Source organism: Streptomyces sp. NPDC013157 (assembly GCF_042899865.1).
Taxonomy (GTDB): domain Bacteria; phylum Actinomycetota; class Actinomycetes; order Streptomycetales; family Streptomycetaceae; genus Streptomyces.
The window spans coordinates 39,833-55,584 of record NZ_JBIBAK010000023.1 but is presented as its reverse complement, the minus strand read 5'-3'; the positions used below and the strand labels follow the sequence as shown (position 1 = coordinate 55,584).

At 70.2% G+C, this 15,752-nt stretch carries 11 protein-coding genes, 1 tRNA gene and 1 pseudogene; 1 reads left to right on the top strand and 12 read right to left on the bottom strand.

The genetic code is table 11. The annotated features are described in order from the left end of the window. Positions 1-200: 200 nt before the first annotated feature. The 8 genes from ACFY6U_RS46000 to ACFY6U_RS45965 all read right to left on the bottom strand — a co-directional run bounded on the left by ACFY6U_RS46000 (position 201) and on the right by ACFY6U_RS45965 (position 11,476). Positions 201-1,991 (bottom strand): trypsin-like serine protease, encoded by a 1,791-nt coding sequence (locus ACFY6U_RS46000; RefSeq protein ID WP_390048223.1) that lies wholly within the window; start codon positions 1,989-1,991, stop codon positions 201-203. A 273-nt stretch (positions 1,992-2,264) separates the two neighbouring features. Beyond that, positions 2,265-4,304, bottom strand: a complete 2,040-nt coding sequence (gene rho, locus ACFY6U_RS45995; RefSeq protein ID WP_390048221.1) for a transcription termination factor Rho — start codon at positions 4,302-4,304, stop codon at positions 2,265-2,267. A gap of 407 nt (positions 4,305-4,711) precedes the next feature. After that, positions 4,712-5,653 (bottom strand): homoserine kinase, encoded by a 942-nt coding sequence (thrB, locus tag ACFY6U_RS45990; RefSeq protein WP_351497104.1) that lies wholly within the window; start codon positions 5,651-5,653, stop codon positions 4,712-4,714. A 321-nt stretch (positions 5,654-5,974) separates the two neighbouring features. Then, positions 5,975-7,033, bottom strand: coding sequence for a threonine synthase (gene thrC, locus ACFY6U_RS45985; protein WP_390048219.1), 1,059 nt, complete (start codon positions 7,031-7,033; stop codon positions 5,975-5,977). A 6-nt stretch (positions 7,034-7,039) separates the two neighbouring features. Beyond that, positions 7,040-8,332: a homoserine dehydrogenase gene (locus ACFY6U_RS45980; protein ID WP_294011045.1), complete on the bottom strand. Its 1,293-nt coding sequence runs from the start codon at positions 8,330-8,332 to the stop codon at positions 7,040-7,042. A gap of 157 nt (positions 8,333-8,489) precedes the next feature. Continuing rightward, entirely contained in the window at positions 8,490-9,881 is a 1,392-nt protein-coding gene (gene lysA / locus ACFY6U_RS45975) for a diaminopimelate decarboxylase (RefSeq protein ID WP_390048217.1), read from the bottom strand. A gap of 16 nt (positions 9,882-9,897) precedes the next feature. Next, positions 9,898-10,875: an ArgS-related anticodon-binding protein NrtL gene (nrtL, locus tag ACFY6U_RS45970; protein WP_390048215.1), complete on the bottom strand. Its 978-nt coding sequence runs from the start codon at positions 10,873-10,875 to the stop codon at positions 9,898-9,900. Between the two features lie 154 nt (positions 10,876-11,029). Next, on the bottom strand, positions 11,030-11,476 hold the full coding sequence (locus tag ACFY6U_RS45965) for a response regulator (RefSeq protein ID WP_390048213.1): 447 nt from the start codon (positions 11,474-11,476) through the stop codon (positions 11,030-11,032). Positions 11,477-11,630: 154 nt separating this feature from the next. Between ACFY6U_RS45965 and ACFY6U_RS45960 the strand changes: the two genes are divergently transcribed. Continuing rightward, a tRNA-Arg gene (locus ACFY6U_RS45960) sits at positions 11,631-11,702 on the top strand. 219 nt (positions 11,703-11,921) lie between these two features. On the opposite strand, the gene ACFY6U_RS45955 is transcribed toward ACFY6U_RS45960, so the two are convergent. The 4 genes and pseudogenes from ACFY6U_RS45955 to ACFY6U_RS45940 form a co-directional block, all read right to left on the bottom strand. Next, the gene (locus ACFY6U_RS45955) at positions 11,922-12,380 is read right to left on the bottom strand and encodes a DUF2199 domain-containing protein (protein WP_390048211.1); all 459 of its coding nucleotides are present in this window, start codon (positions 12,378-12,380) and stop codon (positions 11,922-11,924) included. A 175-nt stretch (positions 12,381-12,555) separates the two neighbouring features. Further along, positions 12,556-13,943: pseudogene (locus tag ACFY6U_RS45950) on the bottom strand (tyrosine-type recombinase/integrase). Next, positions 13,940-14,152: a helix-turn-helix domain-containing protein gene (locus ACFY6U_RS45945; RefSeq protein WP_351321915.1), complete on the bottom strand. Its 213-nt coding sequence runs from the start codon at positions 14,150-14,152 to the stop codon at positions 13,940-13,942. Before ACFY6U_RS45945 ends, ACFY6U_RS45950 begins: the two are co-directional and overlap by 4 nt. Further along, on the bottom strand, positions 14,142-15,515 hold the full coding sequence (locus tag ACFY6U_RS45940; RefSeq protein ID WP_390048209.1) for a replication initiator: 1,374 nt from the start codon (positions 15,513-15,515) through the stop codon (positions 14,142-14,144). The genes ACFY6U_RS45945 and ACFY6U_RS45940 overlap by 11 nt, the downstream gene beginning before the upstream one ends. Between the last annotated feature and the right edge of the window lie 237 nt (positions 15,516-15,752).

Sequence of the window (15,752 nt, the reverse complement as noted above, 5' to 3'; positions counted from 1 at the left end):
GTTACCCCCTGCTTTCAGGGTCAGGCCCGGCGTACCAGGATCATCGGCACGTATCCGGACCATCGTCGCTCCGCATGGTCAGACGGCGAAACTCGGGAAAGGGTTGCACAACGCAGTGTGCCCACCGCGTGGAGCGATGGGCACACTGCGTGATCGCCGGTCACGGGGCAAGTGGGGCGAAACCCCGCTCACCAGCCATGTCAGCCGAAGATGTCGTACTGCTGGAAACCGGTACCGAGCGACTTCCTTGTGCCGAAGATCTCACTGGTCGCCTTGCCGGTGCCCGGGTACAGGTACAGCGTGCCGCCGGTCGTCCGGGCCAGGAAGTCGGCCTTGCCGTCGCCGGTCAGGTCGCCGACCGCGGCGAGGGTGTTGTAGCCCGTCCAGCCGGAGCGGACCTTCACCCGGGCCGAGAAGAGGCCGGTGCCGGACTTGCCGGTGCCCTTGTACAGGTACAGGTCGCCGCCGCTGCTCCTGCGGGCCAGCAGGTCGGCCTTGCCGTCGCCGTTGAAGTCGCCGAAGCCGCGCAGCTGGTTGTACTGGCTCCAGCCGCCGCCGATCTTGACGCGGGCGGCGAAGGTGCCGTTGCCCTTGCCCGGGTACAGCCACAGCACGCCGCTGGAGTCCTCGGAGAGCACGTCGGGCAGGTAGTCGCCGGTGAGGTCACCGGGGATGACGATCGCCTTGCGGGTCTTCCAGCCGGAGAAGATCTTCTTCGAGGCCCAGGAGCCGCTGGTCTGGGCACTGTTCAGCACGAAGTGGTCCCAGTAGACGTCGCCGGTGGAGGCCACACGGTAGACGAGGTCCTGGAAGCCGTCGCGGTCGAGGTCGGCCTGCAGGATCACGTTGACGCCGCTCCAGTCGCCCCAGGAGGCGCGGGAGGCGAGCGAGGTGCCCTTGGAGTCCAGCTCGTAGCCGACCTTGGTCGACGACTTGCGGGCGAACAGGTCGGCCTTGCCGTCCTCGAGGCTGTTGAACAGGCTCAGGTTGGTGTCGGTGATCTGCGCGTAGGCGGCACCGACGTAGGTGCTGACCTTCGTGAAGACGGCGTAGGCGCCCTTGGCGACGCAGTCCTCGACACCCCAGGAGACCACGCCGACGATCCGGCCGCCGACGACCAGCGGGCCGCCGGAGTCGCCGTTGCAGGTGGTCGTCGTGCCGGTGTCGCTGCCGGTGGCGGCGGTGCCCGCGCAGACCATGTGGCCCTTGACGAAGTCGGTGCTGCCGTAGGCGGCGGTGCAGGTGGCGTCCGAGTCGATCGGCAGCGTGGCCGTCTTCAGCGTGTCGGAGATGTCCTGCGTGGTGGAGCTGGTCCGGCCCCAGCCGTAGGCCTTGGCGGTCTTGGCGGCCGTGCCCGTGTACGACGCGGTGTCGGTGTTCGTCGTCATGCGGATCGGGGTCGCCTTGACGGGGACCGCCAGGGTGAGCACGGCGATGTCGTTGTTGGGGGCGCCGTCGGCCGACAGGCTGTACGACGGGTGGTTCCACTGGCGCGTCACGGCGGTGGCGGTGCCGCCGTGCAGGTTGGCGGTGCCGTCGCTGTTGGTGGTGGGCAGCGAGGCGGTGCCGGTGACGACCGCGGAGTCCGTGGTGCTCCACTTGAAGCCCTTGACGCAGTGCGCGGCGGTGAGGATCTTCGTGGGCGAGACGACCGAGCCGCCGCAGAAGAAGCCGACGTCGTCGCTGGTGCTGGTGGTGCCCTTGTCGTCGTAGTACCAGAGCTGGGCCATCCACGGCGCCGCGGAGATGGTGGTCGTACCGCCACCGATGATCTTCGGCGAGACGGCCGAACCGCTCGCGGTGGCGGTCGACTTCTGCGTGGCCGTCGTACCGCTGTCGGCGGTGATCGCACGGGCGATCCGCTTGTTCAGGACGGCCTGCGACGGCGTGCTGACGACCTGCTTGGCCGTGGGCGCCGGCTGGGTGGCCGCGCTGGCGGAGGTCGAGATCAGTGCGGCCGTGACGGCGGCGGCGATTCCGGCCGCGGCCACGGGCAGAGCGAAACGTATCCGGCGTCTGTGACGACCGCTCCCGGACGTGGGTGTACCCACCTAAGTCCCCCCTCGGGATAAGGAGTTCGTGATTCGGTCAATTGACCGAAGGGCGCGATCGTACCCCGGGGAGGAAAACGCCAGGAGCCGCCCCCTGCACTTGCAGGGGGCGGCTCCTGGAGCGCCCCTTCAGGGGCGCGGGACCACATTGATTTGCGGCTGCCGCCGCGTGGGCGCGACCAGCCACGAACTACCCGCGGCCGGACGACAACGTCAGTCGCCGTTACCCGGCGTCGGCGTCGTCTTCTGAATCTGCATCAGGAACTCGACGTTCGACTTCGTCTGCTTCATCTTGTCGAGCAGCAGCTCGATCGCCTGCTGCTGGTCCAGCGCGTGCAGCACGCGCCGCAGCTTCCAGACGACGGCCAGCTCCTCGTTGCCGAGCAGGATCTCTTCCTTACGGGTGCCGGACGCGTCCACGTCCACCGCCGGGAAGATCCGCTTGTCGGCGAGCTTCCGGTCGAGCTTGAGCTCCATGTTGCCGGTGCCCTTGAACTCCTCGAAGATCACCTCGTCCATGCGGGACCCGGTGTCCACCAGGGCGGTGGCGAGGATGGTCAGCGAGCCGCCGTCCTCGATGTTGCGGGCCGCACCGAAGAACCGCTTCGGCGGGTACAGGGCCGTCGAGTCGACACCACCGGACAGGATGCGGCCGGAGGCCGGCGCCGCGAGGTTGTACGCACGGCCCAGACGCGTGATCGAGTCGAGCAGCACGACGACGTCGTGGCCCAGCTCCACCAGGCGCTTGGCGCGCTCGATGGCGAGCTCGGCGACCGTGGTGTGGTCCTCGGCCGGGCGGTCGAAGGTCGAGGAGATGACCTCGCCCTTGACCGACCGCTGCATGTCGGTGACCTCTTCCGGACGCTCGTCGACGAGGACGACCATCAGGTGGCACTCGGGGTTGTTGTGCGTGATCGCGTTGGCGACCGCCTGCATGATCATGGTCTTGCCGGTCTTCGGCGGGGCCACGATCAGACCGCGCTGGCCCTTACCGATCGGCGACACGAGGTCGATGATGCGGGTGGTCAGCACGCCCGGGTCGGTCTCCAGACGGAGCCGGTCCTGCGGGTAGAGCGGGGTCAGCTTGTTGAACTCCGGGCGGCCGCGGCCGTGTTCGGGCGCCATGCCGTTGACGGAGTCCAGGCGGACCAGCGCGTTGAACTTCTCGCGCCGCTCGCCTTCCTTGGGCTGGCGGACCGCGCCGGTGATGTGGTCGCCCTTGCGCAGGCCGTTCTTGCGGACCTGGGCGAGGGAGACGTACACGTCGTTCGGACCGGGCAGGTAGCCGGAGGTCCGGATGAACGCGTAGTTGTCGAGGATGTCGAGGATGCCCGCGACGGGGATCAGGACGTCGTCCTCGGCCAGCTGCGGCTCGGCGCCGCCGATCTCGTCACGGCCACGGCGGCCACGGCGGTCGCGGTAGCGGCCACGGCGGCCACGGCGGCCGTCGCCGAAGTCGTCGTCGTCCTGCGGACCGGCGTTGCGGTCCTGACGGCCGCCGCCCTGCTGCTGCGGCTGCTGACGGTCCTGGCGGTCGGAACGGTCCTGCCGGTCGGAACGGTCCTGACGGCCACCCTGGCCGCCGCCCTGCTGCTCGTCGCCCTTGTTGCGCCGGTCACGGTCACGCCCGCGCTCACGGCGGTCGCGACGGCCGCGGCCGTCGTCACCGGCGTCGCCCTGCTGCTGGGACTGGGCGGGCGTCTCGGCCTTCGGCTCGGTCCTGGCCTCAGCGGCGACGGTCTCTGCGCCGGTGGCGGTGGGGCTGCCTGCCTCGGCGGTGGCCCGGCGACGGCGGCGCTCGGCCGGGGCGTCGTCCCCGTCGCGCTCGGCCTCGCCCGCGCGGCCGGCCGGCTGGCCGGGGATCTCGATCTGCTGCTGGGCCACGGCCTTCTCGGCGGGGGCCTCGGCGGCCTGCTCCGCCTTCTTCTCGGCGGCCTCGTCACCCGTACGGGCCTTGGAGGTGGCCCGGCGCTTCGGCTTGGTCTCGGTGGCGGCCTCGGCCTTGGCGGGGGCTCCGCCTCCGGCCTGCGCCTCCTTGATGACCTCGATCAGCTGGCTCTTGCGCATCCGCGCGGTGCCCCTGATGCCGAGGCCGGATGCGACCTGCTGAAGCTCGGCCAGCACCATGCCCTCGAGGCCGGTACCGCGGCGCCGCCGGGAGCCGGCACCGGAGGCAGGCGCGGAGGCGTCCGTGGCGGGCGCGGCAGCGGTCTCCTCGACACGTGCGCCCATCAGATCGGTGGTGTCGCTCACGAAGGGTCCTTCCCTGGAGCGGACGTCGGCCTGTCTGGCTCGGCGACCGGTTGTGCTGTCCGGCTTTCGGTCCTTGCTTGTGTGGACCGTGCCGGGGCGGTGGTCCGCCGGAACGGCGGAAGAAATTTCTGGTGACGGCGCTTCCGACGAGCCGTGACACCCGGTGTCACGTGGCGTGGTAGCACCTGTTCCGGAGCGTGCCCAGCGGCCCTCTCAGTGCCCGGGTACGGCGTACTGCCCAGGTACGTCATACAGAACGCTGAATGGCTTGGGAGACTCCCGGAAGAATGTCTGTCCCGGACGGGGACACGAAGCACCTCGCCATGGTGGGGTCGGGTGCAGACTTGAGGTTAACACTACCGGATCCAACAAACATTCCCCCTCTCCAAATCCGGCAATCGTGCGCGTCACATGTCACTGGATGTGTCATTGGCGGGCGCGAGCGGCAGCACGCACGCTCCCTGGGCATCGAGGTTCAGCCGGTTGGCGGCCCAGCCCGCACCCGCCAGGGCCTGTACCTTCTCGGCGCTGCCGGCGTCGGCGAGCGCCATCACGGTGGGTCCGGCGCCGGAGATCACGGCCGGGATGCCGTCGGCGCGCAGCCGCTCCACCAGGGCGGCGCTCTCCGGCATCGCGGGGGCGCGGTACTCCTGGTGCAGGCGGTCCTCGGTGGCGGGCAGCAGCAGCTCGGGGCGCCGGGTGAGGGCCTCGACGAGCAGGGCGGCACGGCCCGCGTTGGCGGCGGCGTCGACGTGCGGCACGGTGCGCGGGAGCAGTCCGCGCGCGGTCTCGGTGAGGACCGGCTTCCCGGGCACGAAAACCACCGGAACGATGGAATCGCTGGGCTCCATCCTGATCGCCCGGGCGGCGCCGGACTCCATCCAGGAGAGCGTGAAGCCGCCGAGCAGGCAGGCCGCGACGTTGTCGGGGTGGCCCTCGATCTCGGTCGCGAGCTCCAGCAGGGCCGCGTCGTCGAGCCGGGCCTCGCCGCCTATGGTCACGGCGCGCGCGGCGACGATGCCGGCGCAGATGGCCGCGGAGGAGGAGCCGAGGCCGCGACCGTGCGGGATGCGGTTGGCGCACACGATCTCCAGGCCGCGGGGCTGTCCGCCCAGCAGGTCGAAGGCAGTGCGCAGGGAACGCACGAGAAGGTGGCTCTCGTCACGCGGCAGCGTCTCGCTGCCCTCCCCCGCGATGTCGATGTGCAGCCCTGAGTCGGCCACCCGGACGACGACGTCGTCGTAGAGCCCCAGCGCGAGGCCCAGGGCGTCGAAGCCCGGGCCGATGTTGGCGCTGGTGGCGGGGACGCGCACCCGGACGGCGGCGGCGCGGAACGCTGGACCGGCCATCGCTCGATGACTCTCCTTGAGCTGCGTGATGGTCGAATGACATTCGATAGGTACGTGGGGGGACCCTCGGGCCGTGGAGACGGCGCGGCACCGCGCCATATGCGGAGGCATATGCAGCGGGCGGGTTCGGTACAGCCTATCGAAGGAAGGTTCTGTGGCGACATAGGGCGCACAGGAGGCGCACGATGCGTGTCGTAAGCCCCCTGTGCCCCCTCCGTAGGGAGTTCCCTGTCCGGGACGCCGCAGGGTGTCGGCCGGTTGCCCGGCCGGGGTTGCTCAAGTGCTTCTCGAGTGTTTCTCGAGTACCCCTTGAGCCGTGCTCTAGGCGAGCCCGAGCCGCTCGGCCGCGGCGGCCGCGTCGACCGGCACAGTGACCGGCTGCGGGGCGCCGGCGACGGCCCAGTCGGGGTCCTTCAGGCCGTTGCCGGTGACCGTGCAGACGATGCGCTGGCCGGGGTCGACCTTGCCCTGCTCGGCGGCCTTGAGCAGACCGGCGACGGAGGCGGCGGAGGCGGGCTCCACGAAGACGCCCTCCTGAGCGGCCAACAGCCGGTAGGCGCGCAGGATCTCACGGTCCGTCACCTCGTCGATGAGGCCCTCGGACTCGTCCCGGGCCGCGAGCGCGAACTGCCAGGAGGCGGGGTTGCCGATGCGGATCGCGGTGGCGATGGTCGAGGGGTCCTTGACGATCTCGCCGCGCACGATCGGGGCGCTGCCGGAGGCCTGGAAACCCCACATGCGGGGCGTCCGGGTGGAGATGCCGTCGGCGGCGTACTCCTTGTACCCCTTCCAGTACGCGGTGATGTTGCCGGCGTTGCCGACCGGCAGGACGTGGACGTCCGGCGCGTCGCCGAGCATGTCCACGATCTCGAAGGAGGCCGTCTTCTGGCCCTCGATGCGCACCGGGTTGACCGAATTGACCAGCGCCACCGGGTAGTTCTCGCTCAGCTTGCGGGCGAGGGTGAGGCAGTCGTCGAAGTTGCCGTCGACCTGGAGGATCTTCGCGCCGTGCACGAGGGCCTGGCCCATCTTGCCGAGCGCGATCTTGCCCTGCGGGACGAGCACGGCGGAGACCATGCCCGCGCGCACGGCGTACGCGGCGGCGGAGGCGGAGGTGTTCCCGGTGGAGGCGCAGATCACAGCCTGCGCGCCCTCCTCCTTGGCCTTGCTGATGGCCATGGTCATCCCGCGGTCCTTGAAGGACCCGGTCGGGTTCGCGCCCTCCACCTTCAGGTGGACCTCGCAACCCGTGCGCTCGGAGAGCACCTGCGCGGGCACGAGGGGCGTGCCGCCCTCACGGAGCGTCACGACCGGCGTGGTGTCGGAGACGGGCAGCCGGTCCCGGTACTCCTCGATGATTCCGCGCCACTGGTGGGTCATTGCTGGTTACTCTCCTTCAACCCGCATGATGCTGGCGACACCCCGCACGGTGTCGAGCTTGCGCAGCGCCTCGACGGTCCCGGAGAGGGAGGCGTCGGAGGCCCGGTGGGTGACGACGACGAGGGAGGCCTCGCCGTCCTTGCCGGTCTGCCGAACCGTGTCGATGGAAACCCCGTGCTCGGCGAAGACGGTGGCGACCTGGGCGAGAACACCCGGTTTGTCGGCGACGTCGAGGCTGATGTGGTAGCGCGTGACGACATCGCCCATGGGCGACACGGGCAGACCGGCGTACGCCGACTCGCCGGGCCCCGTTGCCCCGCTGAGCCGGTTGCGGCAGACGGCGACGAGGTCGCCGAGGACCGCGGAGGCGGTCGGGGCGCCGCCGGCGCCGGGACCGTAGAACATCAGCTGCCCGCTCGCGTCGGACTCCACGAAGACGGCGTTGTACGCGCCGCGCACGGAGGCGAGCGGGTGGGTCAACGGAATCATGGCGGGGTGCACGCGGGCCGTCACCGAGCCGCCGTCCTCGGCGCGCTCGCAGATGGCGAGCAGCTTGATGGTGCAGCCCATGTTCTTGGCGGAGGCGAAGTCGGCGGCGGTGACCTCCGTCATGCCCTCGCGGTAGACGTCGTCGAGCCGCACCCGGGAGTGGAAGGCGATGCCGGCGAGGATGGCGGCCTTGGCGGCGGCGTCGAAGCCCTCGACGTCGGCGGTCGGGTCGGCCTCGGCGTACCCCAGCGCGGTCGCCTCGTCGAGGGCCTCCTGGTAACCCGCCCCGGTGGAGTCCATCTTGTCGAGGATGAAGTTAGTGGTGCCGTTGACGATGCCGAGCACCCGGTTGACCTTGTCGCCGGCCAGGGACTCGCGCAGCGGCCGGATCAGCGGGATGGCACCGGCGACGGCGGCCTCGTAGTAGAGGTCCTTGCCGTGCTGCTCGGCGACCGCGTGCAGGGCGGCGCCGTCCTGGGCGAGCAGGGCCTTGTTGGCGGAGACGACCGACGCGCCGTGCTCGAAGGCGGCGGTGATGAGGGTGCGGGCGGGTTCGATCCCGCCGATGACCTCCACCACGACGTCGATGTCGCCGCGTTTGACGAGCGCGGTCGCGTCGGTGGTGACCAGGTCCGGGTCGATGCCCTCACGGACCTTGGAGGGCCGCCGTACGGCGACACCGGCCAGCTCGATCGGGGCGCCGATCCGCTGGGCGAGGTCGTCCGCGTGCGTCGTCATGATGCGTGCCACCTCTGAGCCGACAACCCCACAGCCCAGCAGCGCCACCTTCAGCGGACGCGTACGCATCATCCGACCTCGTTTCCTCATACCGTCTACGGTTGGACCAGTCTCACTCACCGGACGGGAGTTTCTACCCTTCGTCCGGATCGTGAGACATCTATTTCACTGTGCGGCGATGGCCGACAGGAGATCTTCCTCCCGCACCATCCCCCTGCTCATCCACCTGTCATCCGACGTCGAGCCGGAGCAGGTCCTCCTCCGTCTCCCGCCGCACGATCACCCGGGCCGCGCCGTCCCGCACCGCGACGACGGGCGGCCGGAGCACGTGGTTGTAGTTGCTGGCCATGGACCGGCAGTAGGCACCGGTGGCCGGTACGGCGATGAGGTCACCGGGTGCCAGATCGCCCGGCAGGAACGCGTCCTTCACCACGATGTCCCCGCTCTCGCAGTGCTTGCCGACGACGCGGGCGAGCATCGGCTCGGCGTCGCTCGTCCGCGACACGAGGGCGACGCTGTACTCGGCGTCGTACAGCGCGGTGCGGATGTTGTCGGACATGCCGCCGTCGACGGAGACGTAGGTGCGGAGGTTGTCGAGCGGCTTGATGGTGCCGACCTCGTAGAGGGTGAAGGCGGTGGGGCCGACGATGGCCCGCCCCGGCTCCACGGAGATCCGGGGCGTCCGCAGCCTGGCGGCCTCGCACTCCCGGGTCACGATCTCGGTGAGCGCCTTGGCGATCTCGTGCGGCTCGCGCGGGTCGTCGTCACTCGTGTACGCGATCCCGAGCCCGCCGCCGAGGTCGATCTCGGGCAGCTCGACCCCGTGCTCGTCCCGGATGTCCTTGAGCAGCCCGACCACGCGGTGCGCGGCGACCTCGAACCCCGACATGTCGAAGATCTGCGACCCGATGTGCGAGTGGATCCCGATGAGCTCCAGCCCGTCGAGCTGCAGCGCCCGCCGCACGGCCTCCGCGGCCTGCCCGCCGGCCAGCGGAATCCCGAACTTCTGGTCCTCGTGGGCGGTGGCGATGAACTCGTGCGTATGCGCCTCGACACCCACGGTGATACGAATCTGCACGCGCTGCCGCGTGCCGAGTTCCCGCGCGATGTGGGCGACCCGCACGATCTCCTGGAAGGAGTCAAGGACGATCCGCCCGACCCCGGCCTCGACGGCCCGCCGGATCTCCCCCTCCGACTTGTTGTTGCCGTGGAAGGCGATCCGCTCGGCGGGCATGCCCGCGGACAGCGCGGTGGCCAGCTCACCGCCGGAGCACACGTCCAGGTTGAGCCCTTCCTCGTGCAGCCACCGCACGACGGCCCGGGACAGGAACGCCTTCCCGGCGTAGAACACGTCGGCGTCCGATCCGAACGCGGTGCGCCAGGCGCGCGCCCGGGCCCGGAAGTCGTCCTCGTCGAGGACATAGGCGGGAGTGCCGAACTCCTCGGCGAGGTTCTTCACGTCGACACCGCCGACGGTGACGACGCCGTCGGCGTTCCGGTCGACGGTCTGGGCCCACACCTTGGGGTCGAGGGCGTTGAGATCGGTGGGCGGGGCGGCGTAGTGCCCCTCGGGCAGGACGTCGGCGTGCCGGGGCCCGGCGGGGTGCGCGGAACGGCTCATTGCTCTTCGGGCTCTCTCAGAGGTGATCGGGTGCGTCGATGCCGAGCAGGGACAGGCCGCCGGCCAGCACCGTCCCGGCGGCTTCGGCGAGGGCGAGCCGGGCACGGTGGGCGGCCGAGGGTTTCTCGTCGCCACGGGGCAGCACGGTCGGCAGGAACGGCAGCGCGGCATCGGCGACGGTGACGAGGTGCCTGGCGAGCCGGTCGGGGGCGCGGTGGGTGGCCGCGCCGGTGAGGATGCGGGGGTAGTCGGCGAGGGCGGTGACGAGACCGCCCGGGGCGTCGGGAACGTCGCCGGGCACGGCACCGAACCCGAGCCGCCCCGCACCCCGCCCGACGGCCCGCACCCGGGCGTGCGCGTACCGCACCCGGAACAGCGGGTTGCTCTCCCGCTGCACGAGATGATCGGCGGTGATCCTGGGCCGGTCGTGCGCCGCCGGATACAACAGCGCCCACTGGGCGGCGTCGGGCCCGAGCGGCGCCGGGTCCTCCGGCGCCGGCACAGGCCGCAGGCTCACCGGCTCCCCGTGCTCGACCTCACCCCGCCCGCCCTGGGTCGCGACGATCCTGACCACCGCGTCGGCGACGACCTCGGCCCGGACGTCGTACGGCACCCGCAGCGCGACCACCTGCCCGGCGAGGGCGTCGCCGTGCCCGTAGCCGGCCCCGCGGCTGCGGATCTCCCCGACCAGCGCAGCGGTCGCGGACGAGGAGGAGCTGAGGGAGATGTTGAGGAACCCGGGCCCGGTGACGACGACGTCCTCGACGCCGGTCGCGTCCGCGAGGTGGGGCACCAGGATCTCGGCCACCCGCACCGGCGGCTGCCCGGCGGCCCCGGCGAGCTGCATCGCGACGTTGGTCGCGTAGTCCCCGCAGCCGCCGGGTCCGGGCGGCGTGACGACGACCCGCTCCGGCACGGTGACGCAGAGCTCCCCCGCGTCCACGGCACGGCGCACGGCGCGCTGCACGGTACGGGAGAGCTCGACGGGAGTCACGGGACAAGCGTAGGGGAGGAAGGGGGTGGGTATGCGAGCAGGTTTGGGTGGCCGTCCGGTATGTGGACGCCGCTTGGCGGTGGGTGCCGCTAGGCGGGGGGTGCCGCGTGGCGGGGGGTGCCACGTGGCGGGGGGGTGCCGCGTGGCGGGGGGGTTACGGATAGGCGGGGTTGCCCCCGGCCCGCTCCCCGGAGAACCGGGCATCCTCCCCCTCCCCCTCACCTCGCCGCCGCTCGATCAGCTCCCGCACCAACTGGACGAGTTCAGCGGGTTCGAAGGGCTTGGCGAGAAACGCGTCGACGCCGACACCGAGGCCGGTCTCGACCTCGTACTGCGTGCAGGCACTGACGATGGCGAGCGGAAGATCGTGGGTCCGCGGATCGGCACGCAGCTGAGCGGCGGTCCGCAGCCCGTCGAGCCGAGGCATCACGACGTCGAGGGTGATCACATCGGGACGCACCTGATGAACGACATCCAGACACTCGGCACCGTCGGCCGCGGTCACGACCTCGATACCCTCCAGTTCGAGATTGACCCTGATCAGCTGCCGGATGACCTTGTTGTCGTCCACAACAAGCACCCGGCCCGACGCCCCTGGCACAACTCGAGAGTAGGTCCGGACCGGCCACCGCGTCCGGGTTTTCCCGACTTCCGCCCCCTGCGAGCGAGCACCCCCGGGGAAACCCGTTCCTGATCACCCCGACCGAGCTGGTAGTGTTCTACCCGTCGCCGCGAGCAACAGCTCAACGCCAGACGCCCCCGTAGCTCAGGGGATAGAGCAACGGCCTCCGGAGCCGTGTGCGCAGGTTCGAATCCTGCCGGGGGCACTTCGCATGAGGTGCCTAAAGACCCCGCCGCCAGCGCATTTGCTGGGTGCGGGGTCTTGTTGTTTGTGCAGGCGGATGCCGCCGAAAGCAGCCGTTTGCCAGTGATCACGTTGTAATAGCGTGTTGATCTTGGAAGGCTTCGCGGCAGGTCAGCGGGCGTTCCGCGCACCCCTCAGGGTAGTCCTGTGGGCCCAGGGCGCACCGGTCACGCGACTCGGATCAAGCGTTGTCGCCGGGATGAAGGACAGCCTCCGCGATCTCGCGTATGCGGTCCTGCGTGATGCCGGTGCGCTGCTCGACGGCGAGAGGATGTTCGGTGGGTTCCAGCTCGATGAAGGGACGTTGACCGACCGGACGGGTGTGGGCGTGCGTCTTCAGGTTGAGCGTGCTGCGTGAGTACAGCTTGAGCTCGGTGGTCAGCCAGCCGAAGTACGGCTCCTCAGCTTCGCGTCCGGGGGTGTTCCACATGTCCAGGGCTCGGGCGAAGCTGTTACGGCTCAGGGAGACCCAGACGCCCCAGGAGAAGAGGTCTTCCCCGCCGATCACCGGTATCTCGATCAGGCCCCTGATGAAGTAGTGCTGGCCTTTGATGACGCACTGGTCCGAGGAGAGCATGCTGTCGGGATCGTCCGCGAAGCTCGGGTGCCAGACATCAGGGGCCATGGTCGAGTAGCTCATCGGAATTTCCGCGTGGAACTCCCCGCAGCATGAACACGTGAAGCCAAGATCGTTCGCCATGGCCGGGAGCTTAGCCAGCCGACCATTACAGGCGATTGGCCGCCCACATGTGGACAGGCCAGAGCCCCGGACTATAGGCAGTCCGGGGCACCCATTCGGCGGTCATGTCGTTGTGTCAGTTCGTGAGGTCGTCCCCCTCCCCCAGGCCCTGCATGATCCGGTCGTTCATCTCCTGCTCCTGGCCGTCGATGCACTTGGCGTAGATCTTCAGAAGGACGTCGACCGAGTGGCCAGCGCGGGCGGCGACCTCCGGCGCCGGAACGCCGGAGTTGAGCCACTGGGACACACCCGCGTGCCGAAGGTCGTAGGGCCGGAAGGCCAGAACCGAGGAGACCTGATCGGGGACGAGCGCCAGTTCCCGAGCCTGTTTCCAGGCACGGGAGTACGTCGAGGCAGCGATCACGTTCCCCCGCTCGCTGGAGAACAGCCGGCCGTCCTTCGCCGTCCCGAACTCCTTCAGGTGATCCCGGAGCAGACGCACCAGGGGAGCGGAATCGGGACGATGCGCACCTCACCGTGGGCCCGTTGCTTGAGCCCGCGCCGATCGTGCGCCTCCCCGGAGTCCGTCCACGCCTTGCCCGCCGTCGGGCGAGTCTCCGTCAGCTCAATACGGCCCCACCCAGATGCTGGAAGCGTGCAGTCGGAACGTCGTAGCCCCAGTGCCTCCCCTGGCCGCATGGCCGCGTAGTACAGGCAGCCGAAGAACGCCCGCAGCCGTCGACCGCTCGCCCGGTCGTAGCCACCCACGTACGTGAGCGCGGCCAGCAGCTCCCGAGCCTGCCGAGGGTTGACCACCACGCGGCGGTCGACTTCCTGCACAGCCCGTTTCCCCCGCTTGCGCCGGACGCGGCTCAGCGGGTTGGACGGCAGGTGTTCGAGTTCGACGGCGTACTCAAGCATGTTGAAGACCACCGCACGCCGCCTCCGGTACGTCTGGGTCGCCGCAGGCTTGCCGTCCAGCCTCCGGCCCAGTACGTCGATCAGCTCATGAACCCGAGCGATCTCTTGCAGCTCTCCCACCGGAAGTGACGCCTTCTCGATCCACCGCACGGCGGCGGCGATCTCCTCCGGCCGCTCCCGCTCCCTACGGGGTACGGGCAGCACGTACGAGCGCAGGGCCCGCCGCAACACCTCAGGAGCAGGCCGCCCCCGTCCCGCCTTCACGAGGACGGGAACGACCGTCGCCAGTGCATCCGTCACACTGTCCCGCTGCTTAGCGGACGCCTCCGCCCAACGGGCGTGCACGTACTTGACCGCCAGGTCGAGGAACGACAGGGCAGCTTTGCCACCACGCAGCGAATCGGGCAGACCGGTCACCGTGTCGAAGGGCTCGCCCTTGTCGAGCGCGCCCACCAGCTTCGCGCGGAAGCGGTCAGCCAACGTCTTGGTCTTGTACGACTCGCTGAACGGCTGGCCGCCGACGACCCAGCGCACGAGATAGGTCGGTTTCTTGGTGGTCTTGTTGACGGAGATCTTCCAGACGGAGACCTTGTACGACTTCACGGCGCAGCCCCCTCCGCCCGCTCCTCCAACCAGTCGTTCAGCACGTCCCGCCGGACGCGGAGCTCCCCGTTCGGCAGCCGGATGCAGGCGGGGGCGATGCGCAGTTCCCGCCAGCGGTAGAAGGTGCGCCGGGAGATGCCGCCCAGTTCGTCGAGCACCTGCCGAACGGTGAGCAGTTCGGCCGTCTTCGCACGGCTGTCACGCCCCATGAAGACCACCGCTCTCCCGCACCGAGGCGGCCAGGAGCTCCCCCGCCGGTGAGTAGCCGCGCCCCGCATAACGCCACTGGCCAACCGTGACGGTCGTGACGTCAGTCAGACCGAGGGATGCTCGCTGCTGCTCCGCACGGTGGTCGGCACGGGCCTGCCGAAGAGCGGTCAACGTGGTCGAGTAGCGGCGTGACTTGCTGGAGAAGTGGCCGCCATACCCGAGCATGTGGGCCCAGCGCCGAAGCCCGAGCGGCTCAAACTGCGGCAGGCCGCCCAGCCACCAACACGTGCCGATCATGCGCAGCACGTGCGCCCGGATGGGCAGCATGACCATGTCCCGCGCGTCGTAGATCCGGCCGTCCACCGCGCCAGCGGTTTCCGCTCCCTTCGTCGCGTACTTGGCGATGTAGCCCGCGACGGCCCCGGCAGAGGCTGGCCGCTCCCCCGCGTCCCGTCGGTACGAAGTGACGGGCCGTACGTCGACCTGCCCGCCGAATCGCAGCTCCCGCGGACCGACGATGTCCACACCCGGGGCCGTAAGCCGCACCCGACCAGCCACCACCGGAACGGCCTCCGCCAGCAGTGCCGTAGTCGCCCAGCCCGGCGGAGGTGAGTCGGGCCCGTCCGGTCCGTCGAGGCGGATCACACCATGGAAGTGGACCAGGCCCCGCCGCTGATACTCGGCGACCTTCGCGTACGAGAGTCGGGCGACCTCCCCGAACTCCGTACGCGACAGCCCGGCCCGCCGGGCGACCTCCCGCCGCAGCTCCAGCCCGAACCGATGCCAGAGCCGACCGGCGTAGGCGTGCCAGAGAACGGCGCCCGCGTAGTCGTAGCAGCGCGGGCAGAGCGGTTCACCGAGGCGAGGATCGTCGGCCGCGTGGCGTGTACGGCATCCGACCGGCCGCCCGTGCGGGCAGCACTCCCCCGGCCGGCGGGGACGACAGGCCCGTACGAGCCCATCGTGTTCCCGCCGGGTGTGGACCGGCCCGAAGCCGGGAGCGGTGAGCGTGGCGAACACGCGCGGGTACCCGCTCACCGCCTCCGTGACGTTCTTGCCGCCGACGAGTCCGGCTCGAACCAGTTGGTACGTGTCCGCCCGGTACAGCGCCGAGCAGGCCGGGCACACCGTCGCCCGCCGGTTGCCGCATGCGGTGAGCAGGCGACCGCCATAGACGTCCGACCCGTACGAGTGCAGAGCCGCGCCCGTGGTCGTGTCGAAGACGGTCGCCGTGCCGACGAGGTGAATCGGGTTGGTGCAACCGCCGAGGCGGACGATGTTCCGGCGCCAGGCGGCGAACTCGGGTTCCGAGGCCCTGGCGACCAGGGCGGCAGCACCACCCGGTACGAGGGTCGTGGTCATCGTCGACCACCGCCCCCACCGAACGCGTGCCGCATCACGGCCGAGATTGCCTCCGGCCGAGTCTTGGCGCTGAACCGGAACGTCGGATCCGTGAGCCAGACCGCGGCAGCGTGCGCCGGGCACAGGTGCTGCTCGGTGTGGTCGAGCCCGACGAGGACGACGCGTTCGGGTCCCTCGCAGGTCGAGACCTCGGGACCGTCTCCCCTGAGGTCGCAGTCGGGCAGCGGAGATTTGCGC